Source organism: Flavobacterium ammonificans (assembly GCF_020885975.1).
Lineage (GTDB): Bacteria > Bacteroidota > Bacteroidia > Flavobacteriales > Flavobacteriaceae > Flavobacterium > Flavobacterium ammonificans.
Genome location: NZ_AP025183.1, coordinates 1,873,539 through 1,895,100 on the forward strand (window position 1 = coordinate 1,873,539; position 21,562 = coordinate 1,895,100).

The window sequence follows — 21,562 nt, forward strand, 5'->3', positions numbered from 1 at the left end:
TAAAAAAAGCAGACCTATAAGCCGGATTCTGTCTCCGTAAACGGAGCCTTATCATTTATCTAGATCTTACATTACTGTAAGACTCAAGCTATCTACCCTTCAACAACGGACGAGAAGCCCTTAAATGCTGATATACTTGATATTTCACCGCATAGAGTTTACCTGGTTTCACTACAGCATTACCTGTACATACTTTCTGTTGCACTTGTCCTAATTCATCTCGAAAAATCGAGACAAACCGACGGGTGTTACCCGCTATGCTTCTCTGTGGTGTCCGGACTTTCCTCCCTCCTAATGAATCAGGACGGCGATAAGGCGGTCTGCGGGGCAAATCTACAACTTTATTTATGGTAAATCATAATTGATTCTTTCCCTCTTCTATTTTACTACTATTTCGCATCGGGATTATTGTTAGTAAATTGGGGATAAGTCATCTTGTAATTGGAGTAAAGCTGTTGCTTTTTGAAATTTCATATCCTATATTTGCTATCTAATACCAATTCAATGGAACAATTTATAGTATCGGCTCGTAAATACCGTCCACAAACATTTAAAGATGTTGTGGGTCAGAAAGCCATTACCAATACTTTGTTGAATGCTATTGAAAACAATCACTTGGCCTCTGCCCTTTTATTTACTGGACCTCGTGGTGTAGGTAAAACTACTTGTGCACGTATTTTGGCACGAAAAATCAATCAACCTGGATACGATGATCCAAATGAAGATTTTGCTTTCAATGTATTTGAATTGGATGCAGCTTCTAATAACTCAGTAGATGATATTCGAAACTTGATTGATCAAGTGCGTATACCACCTCAAACCGGACAGTACAAAGTGTATATCATTGATGAGGTGCATATGTTATCTTCTGCCGCTTTTAATGCGTTTTTAAAAACTTTAGAAGAGCCGCCAAAACACGCCATCTTTATTTTGGCTACGACCGAAAAACACAAAATCATTCCAACGATTTTATCACGTTGTCAAATATTTGATTTCAAAAGAATTACCGTTAAAGATGCTAAAGAACATTTAGCAGAGGTGGCTACAAGTCAAGGAGTTCAATTTGAAGACGACGCTTTGCATATCATTGCTCAAAAGGCAGATGGTGCTATGCGTGACGCTTTGTCTATTTTTGACCGAGTAGTTTCTTTTTGCGGGACTAATTTGACTCGTCAAGCGGTAACAGAGAATTTGAATGTTTTAGATTACGAAACGTATATCAATGTGACTGAATTGATTTTGGAAAACAAAATTCCAGAATTATTAGTTTCTTTTAACGAAATTCTTGCCAAAGGATTTGATGCACATCATTTTGTTTCTGGATTGGCTTCTCATTTCAGAGACTTATTGGTTTCTAAAAATCCTGCTACTTTATCTTTGTTAGAAGTTGGAGAACAAGCACAGCAGATGTATGGTGTTCAAGCACAAAAATGCGACACCAATTTCTTGTTGAAAGGAATTGAAATTGCTAATGATTGTGATTTGAAATACAAAGTCAGTCAAAATCAAAGATTACTTGTTGAACTTTGCTTAATGCAATTAGCCTCCATCACTTTCGATGGAGAAAAAAAAAAGTTGAGCAATTTATAATTCCGCCTACTTATTATAAAAATTCAGCCTATTCAATAGTTGAAGTAGTTAAAAATACTGAAACTCCAAAAGTAACTGAAGAAGTCATAGCTATTCCTTCACCAGAAAGTATAGAAGAAATTCCAAATGAAGTTGAAGAAATAGTTACAACAGTAACTGCCCCTATTATTGAAATTCCAAAACCTACTATTCCAAACGAATCAGAACCTAAAGTTTCTGCATTGTCGTTATCAAGTATTCGCGCTAAAAAAGCTTTAGAAGAAAGTTCAAAAACGTTTGTAAAAGAATCCGTTCATTTACCCACAGAGCCATTTACTGAAACAGAAATGTTGTTACAATGGAATAAATATGCGCAACGTTTGGGAGACAAAGGCTATAAAATTATGGAGTCATTATTACTTATTAATGATCCTGTTTTGAATGGTACTCATATCACGATTGAATTACCTAACGAAGGTTCCAAATTGGATTTTGAAAGCGAAAAATTAGGATTGCTTGGATACTTAAAAGGGCATTTACACAACCACGACATTACTATAGAAGTGATTGTAAATGAAAGTTTTGAAAGTAAACGCAGCTTTAATGACCAAGATCGTTACAACCGTTTACATCAAATCAATCCGAATATTGAATTATTAAAAACAACATTCGGATTAGATATTACTTAAGTGATTTATTAGATTTTACCGTAGTACATTGCTTTAACTATTCCGTCTGCTAAACCAATTTTAGGAACATAGATGTTTCTAGCTCCACTCCATTTCATTGCATTCAAATAAATTCGTGTAGCAGGAATAATTACATCGGCACGGTCAGAGTTCAATCCTAATTCAGAAATTCGTTGCTCATAAGTCAATGAATTCAAAAAGGCATATTGAGAATTCATATAAATATAAGATAGCGGTTTATCTTGTGATTTCGCCGACATTTTAAACAACTTGTTGATATTTCCACCTGAACCAATTAAAGTTACTTCATCATATTCTTCCGTATTGGTTCGAATCCATTTCTCGATTTCCTCCCAAACCACATCATGAACCATATCATTTAATAGTCGAACTGTTCCTGCTTTAAAAGATCTAGAAACAATCATCTTTCCATCAGAAAACAAAGTAAACTCGGTGCTACCACCACCTACATCAACAAAAAGATAGGTCTTTTCAGTTTTAATTAAGCTATGTAAATCGCTTGAAGCAATTATAGCTGCTTCTTTTTTACCATCAATAATTTCAATCTTTATTCCAGTTTTCTTTTTGATGATTTCAGTTACTTCTTTACCATTATAAGCCTCACGCATTGCTGAAGTTGCAAATGCTTTGTATTGCTCTACTTTATGAACTTTCATCAAAAGACTAAATGCTTTCATCGCATCACACATTCTGTCAATATTTTCTTCAGAAATGGCTCCAACAGTAAACGCATCTTGTCCCAAACGAATTGGCACACGAACTAAGGAACTTTTGTTGAATTGCGTTTCTTTGTCGTCTTGTTCAACAATATTAGCAATAAGCAATCGCATGGCATTAGATCCAATATCAATTGCAGCGTATTTTTTTATATTTAGCATTAAATAAATTCTGAATTATAAAATTGGAAAGGCGTAAAAACAACTAGTTTATTTCACCACCTTCTAATTGGTTCTTATAATAATTATACGTCTCTAATTGAGCTCTAAAAATAGGCTTGTTGCCTCTTTGTCGGTATTTGTTATCTAAAAGATGTGAATGCAATCTAGCTTTTACATTACCCTGCCAACCTAAGTCAAAATTATCAATTAACTCTCTTTTAATATCTTCATCATAAATAGGACAAGTTACTTCTACACGACCATCTAAATTACGAGTCATCATATCCGCTGAGGAAATAAACACCTCAGGATCTCCTGCGTTACCAAATATATAAATACGAGAATGTTCTAAATAATTATCTACGATACTTATAGCTTCTATATTCTCACTCAGTCCGGGTATACCTGGAATTAAAGAGCAAATACCTCTAACTTCTAATTTAATATTTACACCTGCATTACTTGCTTCGTATAATTTATCAATCATTTCAATGTCAGATAAACTGTTCATTTTCAACTTCATGTAAGTTGTATTACCTTCTTTTGCATGAGCAATCTCTCTATTTATAAGCTTATTAAACTTATTTCTAGTGAAATGAGGCGAAGTAATAATATGCTGGTAATTGTAAATGCGATAGTTGATTTCAAAAAATTCAAAAACTTTAGATACATCTTTAAGTATTTTTTGATGTGCCGTAAATAAAGTCACATCGGTATATACTTTTGCAGTAGATTCATTAAAGTTTCCTGTAGAAATTATACCGTATCGGTGAATTTTAGATCCTTCCAATCTTTCGATAACACATATTTTACTGTGTACTTTTAATCCTTTTACACCAAAAATAAGTTCAATTCCCTCCATCTGCATTTGTTCAGAATAAAAAATATTACTGGCTTCGTCAAATCGCGCTTGCAATTCAATTTGGACAGTTACTTTTTTTCCGTTTTTAGCAGCGTTAATTAACGAACTGATAATTTGAGAGTTTTTTGCTAATCGGTATAACGTAATTTTAATTGTAGTTACCGCAGGATCCAATGCCGCTTCTCTTAAAAACTTAATCACATACGAATAGGATTGATAAGGAGCACTAACCATATAATCCTTAACTGCAATTTTCTTCATTATATTTTCATCCAAACTCAATCCTGGTATAGGCAAAGGCGGGTTTGTTTTGTATAATAAATCAAATCTTCCAAGGTTTGGAAAATCCATATAATCCCTTCTGTTATGGTATTTACCACCGGGAATGATACTATCAGTAGCATCGATTTTCATATTCGTCAGGAAGAAATCAAGTGTGTCTTTATCAATATTCTGATCGTAAATAAAACGAACCGGCTCTCCAATCCTTCTATCTTTTACACTTGATGCTATTTTTTCTAACATACTTTTACTCAAGTCACTATCAATATCCAACTGAGCATCTCTTGTAATTTTAATCATATGAGCGTCAACGCTTTCATAATCAAAAATATCAAAGATTTTGTTTAAATTTAAACGGATAACATCATCAAGCATAATCACGAATTGTTTTTCACCTTCAGGAGGTAAAACCACAAAACGATTGATTGTTTTTGGAATTTCGATTACTGCATAGAGAACTTCTTTCTTGCTTTTTTTGTTGGTTTCTTTAGCATTTCTTTTCAATAATGAACGAAAATTGAACGAACGCTCTTCAATTTCTTTTGAAAATCCGTTAATTACTAATTTGACTGCCAAATAGCCCGAAGTATCCTTTAATACCGGAAAATGATCTAAATCATTTAAGATAATGGTAACCAACTCAGGACTTACTTTTTGTACAAAAAAATCTTTTAGGTACAATTCTTGGTCTGGAGTTACATCATTTTCATCAATAGTGAATATATTTTCTTTCTCTAAGCGAGCTTCAATATCACTTAATATGGCTAAGCTTTCCGCTTGTTGATCAATTACGATTTCTGTTATATCATGCAATAACTGACTTGATGAAATTCCGTTAAAGTATTTCTCACCTGAAATTCCATTCAAAGTTAACCTACGAATTGCAGCAAAACGAACTCTAAAAAACTCATCTAAGTTATTGGAGAAAATTCCAAGAAAACGCATTCTGTCTAATAATGGGACCGTTACGTCACCCGCTTCTTGTAAAACTCGGGCATTAAAGGCTAACCAACTTTTTTCTCTATCAATATATCTTTGTTGCAACACTTAATTATTTTAAATCTTTTGGAAAAATAGTTTTTAAGACCCTACCATTTTTAATGTTACTCCATTGATCATCGTCGAATTGAATTGAAACAAAACCGGAGGTTGGAACATTAGGCAGGATGCAATCTCCAAATTTATTAACAAAATTTGTAATAGCCTCATTATGGCCGAAAAGAATAACAGTTTCATAAAGATTATTACACGATTTAATCACTTTTTCGAGTTGAAATTCATCAAAAGTGTATAAATCCTCTTTGTAAATTATATTCTCTATGGGGAATGAAATGTTTTGTGCAAAAATTAAGGCAGTATCAGCGGCCCTTTTTGCAATACTACTCCAAAGTAAAAAAGTTTTGGGAATGTAATTAGAAATAGTAGAAGAAACCAGATGCGCATCTACAATTCCTCGATGTAAAAGTGGGCGGTCAACATCTTGAAGCGGCGCTTCCCAACTTGATTTTGCGTGTCGAACTAAGATTAAATTTTTCATAATATTATGGGGGATTATTAGTTAAAAATTAATGTACACATCAACTACATCTTCAACCCCTAATTTACGAAAGAATAAAATACAAATTACAAATGGATGAAAAATTTCTTTTCAATAACTCTTTGAACCATATCGGAAATCTAAATAAAATAGCAAACTATTCAATATCAAGGTGACAAACGGTCAATTTTCCATGAAAAATCAGACTGCGCTTGATAACGAATTCGATCGTGAAGTCGGTTAGGTCTTCCCTGCCAAAACTCCACTTCGAGAGGTGTAACTAAAAATCCTCCCCAGTGTTCGGGTCTTGGAATAACCATACCTTCAAAATTGGATTCTAATTGTTTTAAGTTTTCTTCTAAGTATTCTCTTGATGGAACCACTTCTGACTGATTAGAAACTATTGCTCCTAATTTACTTCCGTCTGGCCTTGAAGCAAAATAATTGTCAGAAATCGCTTCGGCAGTTTTTTGAGCAATACCTTTAATAATCACTTGTCGTTCCATACTATGCCAAAAGAATGACAAACAAACATTAGGATTCGCTATGATTGCCTTTCCTTTTTCGGAATTATAATTGGTATAAAAAATAAATCCTTCTTCGTTAAACTTCTTTAGTAAAACCACTCTTGATTTTGGAAATCCATCCAAACCAATAGTTGCAACCGTCATGGCATTGACTTCTTCGCTACCGCCAAAATCTTCTACTTCATGAAACCATCTATTGAACAAGTTAATAGGGTCTTCAGGAATTGAAGTTTCTAATAATTCACTTTTATCGTAGGTTTTTCTGTAATCGCTTAAATCTTTCATGACTAGTTTTGTTTTACAATTCAAATGTTATTCCGTCTTCTGCTAATGCTACTTCTGAAAAAATAGTTGCTGCTTCTTCCTTAAACAAGCTTATGCTTTCGTAACGGGTTGAATAATGCCCTAAAATTAATTGTTTTACATTGGCTTTCAAAGCAATTCGAGCCGCTTCTTTTGCAGTAGAATGCAAGGTCTTTTGAGCTAAACCTTCTTCTGATTCCAAAAAAGTCGATTCGTGATACAAAACATCTACATTATCGATAATTGGAAGAATTGCTTCGTGATAGACAGTGTCTGAGCAAAAAGCATAACTTTTAGGCTCGATTGGGTCAAAAGTCAATTCTGAATTGGGTATAGTTCTACCGTCTTCTAGAGCAATGTCTTTCCCGTTTTTAATTTTTTGATAATAACAGCTCTCTATTTCATAATTCAGCACCGCATCCATATTCAACTTGCGTTCACCTACTTTTTCTTGGAATAAAAAACCATTAGTATACACACGATGTTTCAAAGGTATGGTTGTAACCACCACTTTTTCATCTTCAAAAATTGTCTCGCTTTCCTCCGATTCCAATTCATGAAAATACAAACCGTAATTCGTCCACGAATTAGACAACCGCAATTGCAACAGAATGATTTCTTTGATTCCTTTTGGACCATAAATATGTAAATCCGTTGTTCTTCCTAACAAACTAAAAGTAGAAATCAGTCCTATCAAACCATAAAAATGGTCGCCATGCAAATGGGAAATAAAAACTTGATTGATTTTAGAAAACTTAATCTTGTTCTTTCTAAGCTGCACCTGAGTACCTTCTCCACAATCAATTAAAAACATTCTGTTCTTAATCTCTAATAACTGAGAAGTTGGATTTGTAATCGTTCGAGGTGTAGCGGCATAGCAGCCTAAAATGGTTAGTTTCATGTATTTAATTTCTTATCCGAAATTAATCTTTTTTTGAATTGGATTTAGCACCTAATCTATTGATTTTAATTGCAAAAAATCCAACACACACAGCATAGATAATTAGGCTTATAAAATCAAAATTTCCCGTTTTAATACCGTGAATTATATCTCTTGCAAAAAGAAATGTGAGCAAAAATAGCGCTATTGTGTAGAGATATATTATAGTTTTGATGTTTACTTTCATACTTAGAAACCTAAATCACGTTCAATTTCTTCCATTTCGATAATATCATGTGCTTCCAAATTAGAAGGCACTACAGATAATTGAGCAGGAACAGCATTAAAATCAATACCTTCTGCCACTACCACAAATGATTTTTTTACTTTTTTATGTTGTTTAGCTAAAGGTAGTAACAATTTTAAATCTGCAAGAGTAACAGATGGATTATGAGATAAATCGATGATTACATTATGTGTATCAAATGCTGTATTAGATTGTGACACTTTATCTAAAAATGAAGCGAAATCTCCTTGGGTATCTTTGATTGTTATGGTATGTCCTTTTTGATCTACTTTCATAAATGGGGAATTAAAACTAAAACAGTTTATTAAAATATAATTGCCAAGTTTATTTCAAATAAACTATTGAATTTTTGAAGCCAAAAGATAGATAACCGCCATTCGTATCGCTACACCGTTCTCGACTTGGTCTAAAATAACCGATTGTTGAGAATCGGCAACATCGCTCGTAATTTCGACACCACGATTAATTGGTCCGGGATGCATAATTACAATTTCTTTATTTAAGGAATCTAATAGATTTTTATCCACTCCATATTGTTGTGCATATTCTCTAGTTGAAGGAAAGTAATTAACGTCCATACGTTCATTTTGAACTCGTAACATATTAGCTACATCGCACCATTCTAATGCTTTACGTAGATTTGGCTCAACTTTAACTCCAAGTGATTCGATATGTTTTGGAATCAAAGTTTTAGGCCCGCAAACCTTTACTTCGGCACCTTGCATTTGCAGGGCGTAGATATTAGACAAGGCGACACGAGAGTGTAAAATATCCCCCACAATCACTACTTTTTTTCCTGCTACATCACCTAATTTTTCGCGAATGGAATAACTATCTAATAAAGCTTGTGTAGGGTGTTCGTGTGCTCCATCTCCTGCGTTAACTATACTTGCTTTTACGTTTTTAGATAAGAAATAAGCCGCACCTGGATTAGCATGGCGCATGACTACCATATCTACTTTCATTGAAAGGATATTATTTACAGTATCGATCAGCGTTTCCCCTTTCTTAACAGAAGACTGTGCTGCAGAAAAACTAATCACATCGGCCGACAATCGTTTTTGGGCTAATTCAAAGGAAAGTTTGGTTCGGGTACTGTTTTCAAAAAAGATATTGGCAATGGTAATGTCTCGTAAAGAAGGAACTTTTTTAATCGGTCGATTGATAACTTCCTTAAAATGATCAGCAGTTTCAAATATTAAGTCAATATCATTTTTGTTAATGTATTTAATTCCTAATAAATGATTTACGCTTAATTCTTTCATTTTTCTTTACAATTATAATTTTATAAGGATTGACTTTCTATTTAATTGGTTATTAAATATACGCCGTCTTGTCCATCATTTTCTTTCCAACACACCTTTACTTTTTCGTTATTGATGGCATCTACCTGTCTTCCTCTGTAATCGGGTTGAATGGGCAAATTGCGACTAAATCGTCTGTCAATCAAGACCAATAATTCAATCTCAGAAGGTCTTCCAAAGGACTGAATAGCTGTTAAAGCTGAACGAATACTTCGCCCTGTAAACAAGACGTCGTCAATAAAAATGACTTTTTTGTTTTCTACAATAAAATTGATGTTGGTTTTATTCGCTTCTAAAGGTTTTTCAGTTCTTCTAAAATCATCTCTGAAAAAAGTAATGTCCAAATAACCTAAAGTAATATCTAAAGTTTGGTATTCTGTTTCTAAAATTTCTTTTAAACGCTCTGCTAAAAAAACCCCTCTAGGTTGTATTCCAACTAAAATTGTATCCGAGAAATCTAAGTGTTTTTCAACCAATTGACAAGCCAAACGATGTAGTATGATAGTAACTTCTTTTGCAGTAAGTAATACTTTTTGACTCATGGTAAAGTGTTATGTTTGGTTTGCAAATATACAAATTCTGTTTAATGATTGATAATTAAAAATTACAGAAAAAAAGCCTTGAAAAATCAAGGCTTTTTAAATAGTAAAAATTAAGAATACATTTTAGTTCTTAATTCCTGAACTTTTTCATCATCTAAATAATCGTCAAAAGTCATATAGCGATCAATGGCGCCATTTGGAGTTAATTCCACTACTCTATTACCCACTGTTTGTGCAAATTCGTGGTCATGAGTTGTGAATATAACCGATCCTTTAAAGTTTTTTAACGAATTATTAAATGCTGTAATCGACTCCAAATCCAAGTGATTCGTAGGCTCATCTAACATTAAAATATTAGCACGTTCCATCATCATACGAGACAACATACAACGTACTTTTTCTCCTCCTGATAATACGCGACTAGTTTTTAAAGCTTCTTCTCCTGAGAAAATCATTTTACCAAGGAAACCTCTAATATACACTTCATCTCTTTCTTCTTCTGTTTTTGCCCATTGACGTAACCAATCTACTAAAGTCAAATCGTTCTCAAAATACGAATGGTTTTCAGCTGGTAAATAGGCTTGATTGGTAGTAATTCCCCAATCAAATGTTCCTGAATCGGCATTCTGATTGCCATTCAAAATTTCGTAAAATGCAGTCGTAGCACGTGAATCTTTTGAGAAAAGAACAATTTTATCGCCTTTTGCCATATTCAAGTCCACACCTTTGAACAAGGTTTCTCCATCTATAGAAGCACTTAAATTTTCAACATTCAGAATTTGGTCACCCGCTTCTCTATCTTGGTCAAAAATAATTGCTGGGTAACGACGGCTTGAGGGTTTAATTTCTGAAATATTCAATTTAGAAATCATCTTTTTACGAGATGTAGCTTGTTTAGATTTGGCTACATTCGCAGAAAAACGACGAATAAATTCTTCCAATTCTTGTTTCTTCTCTTCCGCTTTTTTGTTTTGTTGAGCACGTTGTTTAGCTGCTAACTGACTTGATTCATACCAAAAAGTGTAGTTTCCTGAATAATGATTAATTTTTCCAAAATCAATATCCGAAATATGAGTACATACAGCATCTAAAAAGTGACGGTCGTGAGATACTACAATTACTGTATTATCATAATTAGCTAGAAAGTTCTCTAACCAAGCGATAGTTTCAAAATCCAAATCATTGGTAGGCTCGTCCATAATAAGTAAATCTGGATTTCCAAAAAGAGCTTGTGCCAAAAGCACACGAACTTTAATCTTCCCTTCCAAATCCCCCATCATTGTATAGTGGTTGTCCTCTGTAATACCTAAATTAGACAACATTGACGCGGCATCAGAATCGGCATTCCAACCATTCATTTCTTCAAACTGTACTTGTAACTCACCAATTCTGTCGGCGTTTTTATCATTGTAATCTAAATACAACTCATCCATTTCTTTTTTAACGGCATACAAAATTTTGTTACCCATCATTACCGTTTCTAGAACAGTAAAATCGTCAAACATGTTGTGATTTTGATTCAAAACCGACATTCGTTTTCCTGGTTCCAAGTGAATATGACCTGAAGTAGGATCCATCTCACCCGAAATAATTTTTAAAAAAGTAGATTTTCCAGCACCATTGGCACCAATAACACCATAAATATTACCTTGAGTAAAAGTGGTATTGACCTCGTCAAATAAAATTCGTTTGCCAAACTGAACTGATAAATTATTAATTGATAACATGTCGTATATATTTTTTGCAAAAATAGCAAAAAACTAAATAGCTTTTTTTTAAAATTGAATTCGGCTCTGATTTCGTTTTTGTAATGGAACGAAATAACATCTTGAACATATCATTAGAAAAAAATCAATGATTTACATCAAAAACTATTTATTCTATAATTTTGAAAAGATTTATTATGAATTATTTTTTTTTGATTTTAGTATCAAATACTTTTACATTTCAAGCAATTAATTATAACAAACTAAAAAAACCAAAAACTAAAATGAATTCAGAACAAACGAAGTCGAATAATTCGGCACTTTCGACCCTAATCACGGTCTTCTTCTTTTGGGGATTTATTGGAGCATCTAACGGTGTTTTCATCCCTTTTTGCAAGGCTAAATTTGGATTGGATCAATTCCAAAGTCAGTTAATTGATTTTGCCTTTTACGGGGCATATTATATCGGAGCGTTATTATTGTTTATATTTAGTAGTCTTGCTAAAAGAGATATTCTTAACGGCTGGGGATTCAAAAAAGGAATTATTTACGGATTGTTAATCAGTACTTTTGGGGCTGCTTTAATGATTTTAGCTGTTATGCAAGGAAGTTATTTGTTCATCTTGGGAGCTTTATTTATTGTAGCCTTAGGATTTTCATTACAACAAACTTCAGCACAACCGTTTGCAGCTTCCTTGGGTGAACCACATTCTGCTTCTAGCCGATTGAACTTAGCCGGAGGAATTAATTCATTAGGAACAACTATAGGACCTATCGTTGTTTCTTTTGCACTTTTTGGAGTTATTTCAGGAGTAAGTATTGAAGAATTTGCTCAAAAAGCCGACTCACTAGATTCTATGATTACTTTGTATATGGCTGTTGGTGGCTTGTTCTTATTAGCAGCTGCTTTATTTCATTTTTCTAAAAAATTACCTGCAGGAAAAAGCGATGCTACGTTTGAAACAGCTAACAAAGCTTTAACAACGCTTGTTGTAATTACTGTTTTATTAGTAGTGATATTTGGGTATATCTTCGCTCGATATGAAGATCCAGAATTTATAACTCGTTTTATAGAAAACAAAGAAGTTGATTACTTAGGACTTGGATTAACTATATCTACTTTATTAGTAGTGGTAATTGGTCTTTTATTTGCGAATGCTACAGCTCAAAAAAATCCACAAGGTTGGGGTGCAATGAAATACCCACAATTAGTATTAGGAATGCTAGCCTTATTCTCTTATGTGGGTGTAGAAGTTACAATAGGTAGTAATTTAGGAGAGTTATTAGCAACTAAAGATTTTGGGACAATTGATGGTCCGGGACTTGCGCCATTCATGTCTATGTATTGGGGAAGTTTAATGATCGGTCGTTGGGCTGGAGCAATTTCAGTTTTCAATCCGTCTTCTCAAATGAGAAAAATTTTACTAATTGTAGTTCCTTATGTAGCTTTTGGAGTTGTACTGACTGCTAACGCAATTTCTGGACAAGATATTACTCCATTATATGCTTATGCATTTGTAATTGTTTTCCAAATTGTTGGTTTCTTCCTGGGTAAAGATCAACCGTCAAGAACTTTATTAATTTTCGGATTGCTGGGAGCAATTGCAATGATTATTGGATTAGCTACAACAGGAACAATTGCAATTTTTGCTTTTATGAGTGGTGGTTTATTCTTGAGTATTATGTGGCCTTGTATCTTCTCTTTAGGAATTACAGGATTAGGAAAATACACGTCTCAAGGTGCTGCTTTCTTAGTAATGATGATTTTAGGTGGTGGTATTATTCCACCATTACAAGGTAAATTGGCCGATGTAATTGGTATTCATACTTCGTACTTTATTCCTGTATTGTGTTTTGCATTTATTGCATTCTACGGATGGAAAGTAATCGGAATTTTAGAAAAACAAGGTATTGGAAACGATATCGAAGTGGGTGGTGGACACTAAAAATACGCAACTAACCAAAACCAAAAAAATCCCATCAATTGATGGGATTTTTTAATTTATAAAAGAAAAATATTATTTATTCCCCTTTTCAAAATCAGCAACAAATTGTGCTAGTCCAATATCTGTTAATGGGTGTTTCAATAATCCGTAGATAGCAGAAAGAGGTCCTGTCATCACATCGGCACCAATTTTAGCACAGTTCATAATATGCATCGAATGACGCACAGAAGCTGCTAAAATTTGCGTTTCAAATCCGTAATTATCATAAATCAAACGAATCTCTTCAATCAGTGCTAATCCATCTGTAGAAACATCATCCAAACGACCGATGAATGGAGAAACGTAAGTAGCTCCTGCTTTAGCGGCCAATAAAGCTTGACCAGCAGAAAAAACTAAAGTAACATTCGTTCTAATTCCTTTATCAGAAAAATATTTGGCAGCCATAACCCCTTCTTTGGTCATTGGTAATTTAACTACAATTTGTTCGTGCAAATCAGCCAACTCCTCACCTTCTTTTACCATGCCTTCGAAATCAAGAGCATTTACTTCGGCACTTACATCTCCATCTACTAAATTACAAATGTCTACATAATGTTTTAAGATATTATTTTTTCCGGTAATACCTTCTTTTGCCATTAACGACGGATTAGTAGTTACACCATCCAAAACACCTAAAGCTTGTGCTTCTTTAATTTGAGCTAAATTAGCTGTGTCTATAAAAAATTTCATTCCAAATATATTTAGTTGTGAATACGCTAACAAAAGTAAGAAATGAATTGAGAACTAAAAATAAATTAACTGCATAAAAAAAACCGCCTCTTTTCAGAGGCGGTTTTGGAACTAATATCCTAGAATTTCTAGTTTGAACTAGAAGTAGATTTAACAGCTAAGTTGTAAACAACTAATCCAAATCCGATTTTGTTGATAGCATCTGCAATGTTGTAAGCAACATCTACACTTCCTTTACCAAGGAAACTTGTGTACCAACCATCAGTTCCTAACATGTATCCTAATGGGTAAATTGCCCATCCAACAAGTACGAACCAACATAAGATTTTGTGTGAAGCCAATACATCTCCACCAGCAGCTTTTGCTAGTTTTGAAGCTTCGCCTAACCAAATTTCGTAAACAATTAAGAAATAAGCAAGTCCAGAGATGAATCCCCAAAAAGCTGCTTGGTCACTAAAAATTGTTTCTCCAAAGTATCCTGTTACTAACATGATGATTGAGTAGAAAATCATTTTCCACAACAAGCTCTGTTTTGCACCAGCAACTTTAAGAATTAAATAAAACTCTAGACACATCAACGGCACAGTAAGTACCCAATCCACGTATCTAAAGAACGTTGGTGACTCTTGGAATGCATTCCAATAATCACGCATGTAAAAGTAGTGTACTGCAGCAATAAAAGTAATCAATCCTGATACTAATACTGAAGTACGCCATTTCTTATCGAACTGACTTAGCGATAAGAAGAAAAAAGCTGAAGCAGCCATCATGGCCATGCTTCCAATGAAGAATGTAAATCCAACATAGTCGTTTGGTAGCATTTTTGCTACATTAGCAGAAATAAACATAAAATTTGACATAAAATAAAAAATTAGGTTAATTAATAAAGTAAATTTACAGTATTAAGTAATACAAATTACATTTTTGTGTTTATTTTTTTTGAAAAAAGATTAAACAAAAACAATTAATTATGTCAAATACATTAAAATTATCAGTCATAACAAGCTTTGCGGGACTTTGGCTAACTTCTTATTTATCAAATAAATACCAAATAATTTTAGGTTTTTTTTTGATTTTGTCATTTGGAGTACTTCATGGAGCCAATGATTTGGTTCTAATTGACCAGTTAAAATCAAATAAAAAACTCGATTTTATCAAAATAATTGGAATTTATGTTTCAATTGTTGGAATATCGGTTCTTCTATTTACTAATATTCCAATTGTGGCTTTATTATTGTTTATTTTGGTGAGTAGTTACCATTTCGGAGAACAACATTGGAATGAAATTATTAAAACAAATAAATCATTTATAACACCAATGTTTCAATTTAATTATGGATTACTAATCTTGGTGATTTTATTTTACTTTAATTCAAAGGAAGTAATTGAAATCATTTTTGAAATAACTAAGTACACCCTTTCAACAGAATTTATTGAAACTGCGCTACTAATTACATTAAGCTTATTTGTGGTCTTATCTATTCGGTTATATCAAATTTCAACTGAGTTTAAGAATAACCTAATCGAACAACTGTTTTATCTCGTTGTTTTAGCTATTGTATTTAAAGCTTCGAGTTTAATTTGGGGATTTACCATTTACTTTATTTTTTGGCATAGTATTCCATCTTTAAATGACCAACTGATTTTTTTATATGGCTCTTCTACCTGGGCTGATTTTAAAAAATATTTCAAAACAGCTTTTATTTATTGGTTTATTTCTTTGATAGGTGTTTTTGGCTTGTACTATATAGCGAAAGATATGGTTGTATTTGACGCATTATTTTTCGCTTTTTTAGCCTCAATAACTTTTCCGCATTTTATTGTCATATTAAATATGTACCAAAAAAAATAAATTCAAATTAAAGTTTGTAATGATTCATTAGCATTTTTTCGTACACAGTATCTGGAAGTATTCTTTTTAGAACTATGGAAATTTTTTGCATGAACGCCCCTACTTTATAATGAATTCTCGGATTTTTTTCTTGAATAATTTGGAAAACCGCTTCAGCCATTTCATTTGGATTACTTCCACTATCCACATGCTCATCCATAGTTTTTAAAATAGATCCGTAAGCTCGTTCATAATCTGAACCTTGAATTATTGGAGCATGAAAACGTCCTGCAGCTATATTGGTGGCAAAATCTCCAGGAGCAACATTGGTAATTTGAATTCCAAAAGACTTCACCTCCATACGTAACGCTTCAGTAATTAATTCCAAAGCGCCTTTTGAAGCTGAATAGACACTTCGATACGGCAATCCCATATATCCTGCTATACTCGTGATATTGACAATCAAGCCCGATTTTTGTTGGCGCATTTGAGGCAAAACAGCCTTCATTACAGCTATTGGACCAAAAAAATTAGTGTCAAAATTATTTTTAATCTCTTCCATTGGGATTTCTTCCAAAGGTCCTGTAATTCCAACTCCAGCATTATTAATTACAACATCCAATCTACCTGTTGATTGAATAATTTGGGCTACAGCCAAATGAATTGACTCAACATCTCTAACATCTAAAGCGACTAACGGAAAAATAGAATTCAACACCTTTTCAGGATTTCTACTTGTTCCGTATACGATGAAACCTTTTTGATGTAAAAACTCTCCTATAGATTTCCCTATACCCGAAGATCCGCCTGTAATCAACACAACTTTACTCATTCAAATCAATTTATTATCAGTTATTTAGCTTATAAAAATAATCAAAAATAAAAGTTTTGAATCCCTATAAACAAAAAAATCTTCCTAGAGGAAGATTAATAAAAAATGGCAAGCGACCTACATCGCACCGCTCAACCGCGTACCCTTGCTATGTTCCCATCCTGGGGGATTCTGCAGGAGCTGGTCGTGTAGGACTTGCCGGTGCAAATATACAACCTTTTTATATTTTTGCAAGTCATTGCTACTAATAAAATAAGGTTGTATATTCGAATTTTAAAATACAAATCATGAAAAAATACAACTGCTTATTTATCATTTTGTTAGCCATAAGTCTTTCGAATTGTGGCGGAGCAAAAAAAGAAGACAATTCATTATTTAGCTTTGAAACAGCAAGTACTAAAAAACAATATGTTCCCGAGGAATCAATCAATTTAAGTCTGTCAAATTCTAGCTCAAAAGAAGTTGATAGTATTGTCTTTTATATTAACGATGTGAAAATTGGAACTACAAAAGGATTAGGAAAATTGTCATTTGAATTTAAAGATCAAAAATTAGGCAATCAAAATCTAAAAGCTATTGTATATTATGAAGGGGAACTAGCTGAAATTAACGAGGAAGTAGAATTGGTATCGAGTGTTTCACCTCAATTATTAAAATACACTATAGTAAACACTTATCCTCATGATGTTCAAGCGTATACTCAAGGATTAGAATTTTATCGGGATACTTTATTTGAAGGGACTGGTAATGGCAGTAGTCCATCGGGAAGTAAAGGAATTTCAAGCTTAAGAAAGACTAATTTTAAAACTGGTGAAGTTTACAAAAAAATAGAATTAGCTGAACAGTATTTTGGAGAAGGAATCACTATTTTAAATAACAAAGTATACCAACTTACTTGGCTAAATAATGAAGGTTATGTTTATAATGCTGATACTTTCAAAAAAGAAAAAACCATACCTTATTTTAAAAAAATGGAAGGTTGGGGATTAACAACAGATGGTAAATCGTTGTATATGTCAGATAGCTCCGAAACTATCCATATTTTAAATCCTGATACATTTGCCGAGATAGGTTCTATCAATGTGTATTCTTTAGCCAACAAAGTGAAAGCTGTAAATGAACTGGAATGGATAGATGGGAAAATTTATGGAAATGTATACCAGAAAGATGCTATAGCTGTGATTAATCCTAAAAATGGTGCTGTAGAGGGTATTATAAACCTTGCTGAATTAAAAACTAAAATTAAGCAAACAGAAAACACAGACGTGCTTAATGGTATAGCTTACAATTCAAAAACTAAAACCCTTTTCGTTACTGGTAAAAATTGGGATACGCTATTTGAAATTAAAATAATTGAATAATTTCCCTTTCAAATTATTGAATAAAAAAAGGGAGCTATTAGCTCCCTTTTTTTATATACTCTGTTGAAAATTATCTTAATGAGAATGATGTTTTAGAAACTAATTCTGCTTTATCATACACATTAACTGTGTAGGTACCTTTTGCAAATTTACTTCCTGCCAAATCTTCTGAAACATCAACTGTTTTATTCTCATATTTTACATTAGTTGTAAAACTGTATGTTAACGATTTTGTTCCGAAATTCTCCACTTTCTTTTCTCCTACAACATTATTTTCGCTATCAATAACTTGTACATAATACATTTTTGTTCCTGATTTTGCGATTTTATTTTCAGCTATAGTAAAACTAACTTTTAAAATATCAGCTCTATTTGCTTTTTCAGTTTCTATTTGCTTACCTGAACTTCTCACTTTGTAAGCAGCTCCTTTAGTATTCAACACAGTTAAAACTGATCCTTTTTCAACTGTTTTAGCTAACTCTGAATTTTGAGAAGATAAAACTTCGTTTGCTTTTTTAGATTCTACTAAGACAACTCTTGTACTATCACGTTGAACAGTCAAAGTAACATTTTGTTTTTTCAAGTTGTCATTTTCAGCAATTAACACTTTCATGTTACTCTGTAAAGCAGTCAATTGAGATTTGAATTTTGAAAGGTCTCCATTAGATTTTTTTAAATCTGACATTAAAGCAACTACTTTATCTCTTTCTTTAATTAATTCCTCAGACATTGTAGTATTTTCAGCAATCGCAGCGTCATAAGTAGCTTTTAACTCTTGTAAATCATTCATAACTGATTCTTTTTCAGTTAATGTAGTTTTCAACTCAGTACGAACAATTTCAGCGTCAGTTGACATTTTGAAAATATAACCTAAACTCCCTAAAAGTAATAGTAATAGTACAATTACGATTGCTTTCAAATTTGAATTGCTTTTTTGATTTTCCATTTTTAATTTTTATAGTTTAATTGTTTGCGACAAAAATAATAATATATCCATACTACACAACGTATTTTGACACATTTATAGTATTTTTGGCTAAAACTTTTTATAAAATGGACAAAATAATTCCTTTTACTTTAACTGATCTCGGCAAAATTACCAACCAAAGAAATGGTGAAATTAAATTTGGTGAGAAAATGATTACTGTACCAAAAGGAGTCGATGCTTTGGAATTCCTTTCAAGTTGCGAAGCAAAATATGTTTTATTTGGAATCCCTGAAGATATTGGAATCAGAGCTAATTATGGCCGCCCTGGTGCAGCTTCAGCTTGGAATAGCGCCATCAAAAGCATTGCTAATATTCAGCATAATCGATTTAGTAAAGGAAATCAAATTATAGTCTTAGGATCACTTAATGTAGCCCATGAAATGGCAGAGGTGGAAAATCTTGACTTTAATGATATTGACGATCGTTCTAAATTAAGCCAACTGGTAGAAAAAATTGATAAAGAAGTTTCTCATATTATTTTCAATATTGTCAAACTAGGTAAAACACCTATTATTATTGGTGGAGGCCATAACAATGCTTATGGGAATATCAAAGGAACGGCTTTAGCCAAAGGAAAACCAGTTAATGCCATAAATTTTGATGCCCATTCCGATTTTAGAATTTTAGAAGGTCGACATAGCGGAAACGCATTTTCGTATGCTTTTGAAGAAGGTTTCTTAAAAAAATATTTTGTCTTTGGTTTGCATGAGAATCATGTTTCCAAAAGTGTATTGGATACATTTAAGAAGATTGAAGATCGAGTACGCTATGTTACTTATGATAGTATCAAAATTCGAAAAGAAAAAGAATTTGAAAAAGAAATGACTCAAGCTTTAGAGTTTATCAATCAAGAACCATTCGGTTTAGAAGTTGACTTGGGAGCCATTCCTAATATTGCTAGCAGCACAATGACTCTTACTGGTTTTTCTGTTGAAGAATTACGACAATTTGTCTCTTATTTTGGGAAATTCAAAAATGCTACTTACTTGCATCTTTGCGAAGGTGCGCCTGATTTAGGTGAACTTAAAAATGATCATTTAGTAGGTAAAATAATAGGACACTTGATAACTGACTTTATAAAATCAAGGAACGAATCCGATGTACAGCACCAAACGATTGTTCCTAGTTGGATGCATCAAAAATAATAACACTATCTTTGCCAAGTATTGCTGTACTTAATGCAATACATTAATAGTAAAATTATGTTATTCGAAGATTTATCACTTTCAAAAAGTATCCAAAAAGCCGTTCATGAAGAAGGCTATACACACCCCACTCCTATTCAAGAACAATCTATTCCTATCGTTTTATCTGGTAGAGATTTAATTGGTTGTGCGCAAACTGGTACTGGAAAAACGGCGGCATTTGCCATTCCAATTATTCATCAATTACATCGAATCGTAGGTTCGTCAAAAAAAGCCAAAGAAATTAGAGCTTTAATTGTAACTCCAACCCGTGAATTGGCCGTTCAAATTGGTCAGAATTTTGACACCTATGCAAAATATACTAATCTAAAACAGATTACACTTTTTGGTGGCGTTTCGCAAGTTCCACAAGTTGACACTTTAAAAAAGGGAGTTGATGTGGTAATTGCTACACCTGGAAGATTATTGGATTTACACAAACAAGGTTTTATTAATTTTGACTACTTACACACCTTGGTTCTTGACGAAGCCGATCAAATGTTGGATATGGGATTCATCAATGATGTGAAAAAAATTGTGAAGCTTACGCCTAACAACCGTCAAACATTATTATTTTCTGCTACGATGCCAATTGCTATTCGGGAGTTAGCAGAAATGTTTTTAAAAGATCCAGCAAAAGTAGAAGTTTCTCCAGTTTCTTCAACTGCTGAAAAAATTGAACAACAGGTCTATTTTGTTGAAAAAACAGAAAAAAGAAATTTGTTATATCATTTAATAAAGAATGAAAATTTGTCCGATGTATTGGTGTTTTCAAGAACTAAACACGGAGCTGACAATGTAGTTAAGGCGTTGCGAAAAAACAATATTGCTGCAGAAGCCATTCATGGTGACAAATCTCAAAACGCTAGACAACGTGTTTTAGAAGCATTCAAAAATAAAGAAGTGGGCGTACTTGTAGCAACTGATATTGCTGCACGTGGAATCGATATTGATCAATTACCATTTGTAATTAATTTTGATTTACCAAATATTCCTGAAACCTATGTGCACCGAATTGGTAGAACTGGTCGAGCAGGAAATGGCGGAATGGCAATTTCATTTTGCAGTAAAGACGAAGAGCCATACTGGAAAGACATTCAAAAATTAATAAAAGTAGATGTTAAGACTATTTCAGATCATCCGTATCCTTGGCACTCTGGAAGTCCTGATGCCATTGCGGAGAAACCTAAAAATTCTAATCGAAGTGGAGGCGCCCATAAATCAAGAAAATCAAGCGCATCAAAACAAAACAAAAAACGTTGGTATTAATACCAACGTTTTTTT

General features: G+C 33.1%; 20 protein-coding genes and 2 other RNA genes. 7 read left to right on the forward strand and 15 right to left on the reverse strand.

Translation table 11 applies throughout. From position 1 onward, the window contains the following. Window position 1 precedes the first annotated feature (1 nt). Window positions 2–327, reverse strand: an RNA gene (rnpB, locus tag LPC23_RS08455) — RNase P RNA component class A. 177 nt (window positions 328–504) lie between these two features. Here rnpB and dnaX point away from each other — a divergent pair. Both dnaX and LPC23_RS08465 read left to right on the forward strand, forming a co-directional pair. After that, window positions 505–1,590 (forward strand): DNA polymerase III subunit gamma/tau, encoded by a 1,086-nt coding sequence (dnaX, locus tag LPC23_RS08460; protein ID WP_229329532.1) that lies wholly within the window; start codon window positions 505–507, stop codon window positions 1,588–1,590. Beyond that, window positions 1,527–2,258, forward strand: a complete 732-nt coding sequence (locus LPC23_RS08465) for a DNA polymerase III subunit gamma/tau (protein WP_229329533.1) — start codon at window positions 1,527–1,529, stop codon at window positions 2,256–2,258. Before dnaX ends, LPC23_RS08465 begins: the two co-directional genes overlap by 64 nt. 8 nt (window positions 2,259–2,266) lie before the next feature. On the opposite strand, the gene LPC23_RS08470 is transcribed toward LPC23_RS08465, so the two are convergent. The 9 genes from LPC23_RS08470 to LPC23_RS08510 form a co-directional block, all read right to left on the reverse strand. Beyond that, window positions 2,267–3,157: a Ppx/GppA phosphatase family protein gene (locus LPC23_RS08470; protein ID WP_229329534.1), complete on the reverse strand. Its 891-nt coding sequence runs from the start codon at window positions 3,155–3,157 to the stop codon at window positions 2,267–2,269. 43 nt (window positions 3,158–3,200) lie between these two features. Beyond that, complete coding sequence (gene ppk1 / locus LPC23_RS08475; RefSeq protein WP_229324617.1) at window positions 3,201–5,348, reverse strand: polyphosphate kinase 1; 2,148 nt, start codon at window positions 5,346–5,348, stop codon at window positions 3,201–3,203. 4 nt (window positions 5,349–5,352) lie between these two features. After that, window positions 5,353–5,838 (reverse strand): SixA phosphatase family protein, encoded by a 486-nt coding sequence (locus LPC23_RS08480; RefSeq protein ID WP_229329535.1) that lies wholly within the window; start codon window positions 5,836–5,838, stop codon window positions 5,353–5,355. 167 nt (window positions 5,839–6,005) lie between these two features. After that, window positions 6,006–6,650 (reverse strand): pyridoxamine 5'-phosphate oxidase, encoded by a 645-nt coding sequence (gene pdxH, locus LPC23_RS08485; protein ID WP_229329536.1) that lies wholly within the window; start codon window positions 6,648–6,650, stop codon window positions 6,006–6,008. A gap of 13 nt (window positions 6,651–6,663) precedes the next feature. After that, window positions 6,664–7,569: a ribonuclease Z gene (locus LPC23_RS08490; protein WP_229329537.1), complete on the reverse strand. Its 906-nt coding sequence runs from the start codon at window positions 7,567–7,569 to the stop codon at window positions 6,664–6,666. 228 nt (window positions 7,570–7,797) lie between these two features. Then, entirely contained in the window at window positions 7,798–8,130 is a 333-nt protein-coding gene (locus LPC23_RS08495) for a ribonuclease Z (RefSeq protein WP_229329539.1), read from the reverse strand. Window positions 8,131–8,193: 63 nt separating this feature from the next. Next, complete coding sequence (locus LPC23_RS08500; protein WP_229329541.1) at window positions 8,194–9,120, reverse strand: aspartate carbamoyltransferase catalytic subunit; 927 nt, start codon at window positions 9,118–9,120, stop codon at window positions 8,194–8,196. Between the two features lie 41 nt (window positions 9,121–9,161). Then, a complete protein-coding gene (gene pyrR, locus LPC23_RS08505) occupies window positions 9,162–9,701 on the reverse strand; it encodes a bifunctional pyr operon transcriptional regulator/uracil phosphoribosyltransferase PyrR (RefSeq protein ID WP_229329542.1) in 540 nt (179 codons plus the stop codon). 110 nt (window positions 9,702–9,811) lie between these two features. Further along, window positions 9,812–11,428 carry an ABC-F family ATP-binding cassette domain-containing protein gene (locus tag LPC23_RS08510; protein ID WP_229329543.1) on the reverse strand — a complete coding sequence of 539 codons (1,617 nt, stop codon included), beginning with the start codon at window positions 11,426–11,428 and terminating at the stop codon, window positions 9,812–9,814. 263 nt (window positions 11,429–11,691) lie between these two features. On the opposite strand from LPC23_RS08510, the gene LPC23_RS08515 reads away from it, so the two are divergent. Beyond that, the gene (locus LPC23_RS08515; protein ID WP_229329544.1) at window positions 11,692–13,353 is read left to right on the forward strand and encodes an MFS transporter; all 1,662 of its coding nucleotides are present in this window, start codon (window positions 11,692–11,694) and stop codon (window positions 13,351–13,353) included. 72 nt (window positions 13,354–13,425) lie between these two features. Here the strand turns inward: LPC23_RS08515 and fsa are convergent, their stop codons facing one another. Beyond that, entirely contained in the window at window positions 13,426–14,082 is a 657-nt protein-coding gene (fsa, locus tag LPC23_RS08520) for a fructose-6-phosphate aldolase (RefSeq protein ID WP_229329545.1), read from the reverse strand. Between the two features lie 128 nt (window positions 14,083–14,210). Then, complete coding sequence (locus tag LPC23_RS08525) at window positions 14,211–14,942, reverse strand: bacteriorhodopsin-like (RefSeq protein ID WP_229329546.1); 732 nt, start codon at window positions 14,940–14,942, stop codon at window positions 14,211–14,213. A gap of 110 nt (window positions 14,943–15,052) precedes the next feature. Here LPC23_RS08525 and LPC23_RS08530 point away from each other — a divergent pair, with 110 nt between their 5' ends. Further along, the gene (locus LPC23_RS08530) at window positions 15,053–15,934 is read left to right on the forward strand and encodes a Brp/Blh family beta-carotene 15,15'-dioxygenase (protein ID WP_229329548.1); all 882 of its coding nucleotides are present in this window, start codon (window positions 15,053–15,055) and stop codon (window positions 15,932–15,934) included. A 7-nt stretch (window positions 15,935–15,941) separates the two neighbouring features. Here LPC23_RS08530 and LPC23_RS08535 read toward each other — a convergent pair whose 3' ends face one another. Both LPC23_RS08535 and ffs read right to left on the reverse strand, forming a co-directional pair. Beyond that, entirely contained in the window at window positions 15,942–16,745 is an 804-nt protein-coding gene (locus LPC23_RS08535; protein ID WP_229329549.1) for an SDR family oxidoreductase, read from the reverse strand. 103 nt (window positions 16,746–16,848) lie between these two features. Beyond that, window positions 16,849–16,946, reverse strand: an RNA gene (gene ffs / locus LPC23_RS08540) — signal recognition particle sRNA small type. 86 nt (window positions 16,947–17,032) lie between these two features. On the opposite strand from ffs, the gene LPC23_RS08545 reads away from it, so the two are divergent. After that, a complete protein-coding gene (locus LPC23_RS08545; protein WP_229329550.1) occupies window positions 17,033–18,106 on the forward strand; it encodes a glutaminyl-peptide cyclotransferase in 1,074 nt (357 codons plus the stop codon). Between the two features lie 70 nt (window positions 18,107–18,176). Here the strand turns inward: LPC23_RS08545 and LPC23_RS08550 are convergent, their stop codons facing one another. Then, window positions 18,177–19,052, reverse strand: coding sequence for a hypothetical protein (locus LPC23_RS08550; protein WP_229329551.1), 876 nt, complete (start codon window positions 19,050–19,052; stop codon window positions 18,177–18,179). 107 nt (window positions 19,053–19,159) lie between these two features. Between LPC23_RS08550 and LPC23_RS08555 the strand changes: the two genes are divergently transcribed. Continuing rightward, entirely contained in the window at window positions 19,160–20,239 is a 1,080-nt protein-coding gene (locus LPC23_RS08555; RefSeq protein ID WP_229329552.1) for a formimidoylglutamase, read from the forward strand. A gap of 57 nt (window positions 20,240–20,296) precedes the next feature. Next, on the forward strand, window positions 20,297–21,547 hold the full coding sequence (locus LPC23_RS08560) for a DEAD/DEAH box helicase (RefSeq protein WP_229329553.1): 1,251 nt from the start codon (window positions 20,297–20,299) through the stop codon (window positions 21,545–21,547). Window positions 21,548–21,562: the final 15 nt, after the last annotated feature.

Bases quoted from the DNA above. Each gene is read 5' to 3' on its own strand.
- LPC23_RS08480 (WP_229329535.1), bottom strand. From the start codon at position 5,838: ATGAAAAATTTAATCTTAGTTCGACACGCAAAATCAAGTTGGGAAGCG.
- LPC23_RS08495 (WP_229329539.1), bottom strand. From the start codon at position 8,130: ATGAAAGTAGATCAAAAAGGACATACCATAACAATCAAAGATACCCAA.
- LPC23_RS08470 (WP_229329534.1), bottom strand. From the start codon at position 3,157: ATGCTAAATATAAAAAAATACGCTGCAATTGATATTGGATCTAATGCC.
- fsa (WP_229329545.1), bottom strand. From the start codon at position 14,082: ATGAAATTTTTTATAGACACAGCTAATTTAGCTCAAATTAAAGAAGCA.
- LPC23_RS08525 (WP_229329546.1), bottom strand. From the start codon at position 14,942: ATGTCAAATTTTATGTTTATTTCTGCTAATGTAGCAAAAATGCTACCA.
- pdxH (WP_229329536.1), bottom strand. From the start codon at position 6,650: ATGAAAGATTTAAGCGATTACAGAAAAACCTACGATAAAAGTGAATTA.
- LPC23_RS08535 (WP_229329549.1), bottom strand. From the start codon at position 16,745: ATGAGTAAAGTTGTGTTGATTACAGGCGGATCTTCGGGTATAGGGAAA.
- dnaX (WP_229329532.1), top strand. From the start codon at position 505: ATGGAACAATTTATAGTATCGGCTCGTAAATACCGTCCACAAACATTT.
- LPC23_RS08490 (WP_229329537.1), bottom strand. From the start codon at position 7,569: ATGAAACTAACCATTTTAGGCTGCTATGCCGCTACACCTCGAACGATT.
- LPC23_RS08515 (WP_229329544.1), top strand. From the start codon at position 11,692: ATGAATTCAGAACAAACGAAGTCGAATAATTCGGCACTTTCGACCCTA.
- LPC23_RS08560 (WP_229329553.1), top strand. From the start codon at position 20,297: ATGTTATTCGAAGATTTATCACTTTCAAAAAGTATCCAAAAAGCCGTT.
- LPC23_RS08545 (WP_229329550.1), top strand. From the start codon at position 17,033: ATGAAAAAATACAACTGCTTATTTATCATTTTGTTAGCCATAAGTCTT.
- LPC23_RS08555 (WP_229329552.1), top strand. From the start codon at position 19,160: ATGGACAAAATAATTCCTTTTACTTTAACTGATCTCGGCAAAATTACC.
- pyrR (WP_229329542.1), bottom strand. From the start codon at position 9,701: ATGAGTCAAAAAGTATTACTTACTGCAAAAGAAGTTACTATCATACTA.
- LPC23_RS08550 (WP_229329551.1), bottom strand. From the start codon at position 19,052: ATGGAAAATCAAAAAAGCAATTCAAATTTGAAAGCAATCGTAATTGTA.
- LPC23_RS08510 (WP_229329543.1), bottom strand. From the start codon at position 11,428: ATGTTATCAATTAATAATTTATCAGTTCAGTTTGGCAAACGAATTTTA.
- LPC23_RS08530 (WP_229329548.1), top strand. From the start codon at position 15,053: ATGTCAAATACATTAAAATTATCAGTCATAACAAGCTTTGCGGGACTT.
- LPC23_RS08500 (WP_229329541.1), bottom strand. From the start codon at position 9,120: ATGAAAGAATTAAGCGTAAATCATTTATTAGGAATTAAATACATTAAC.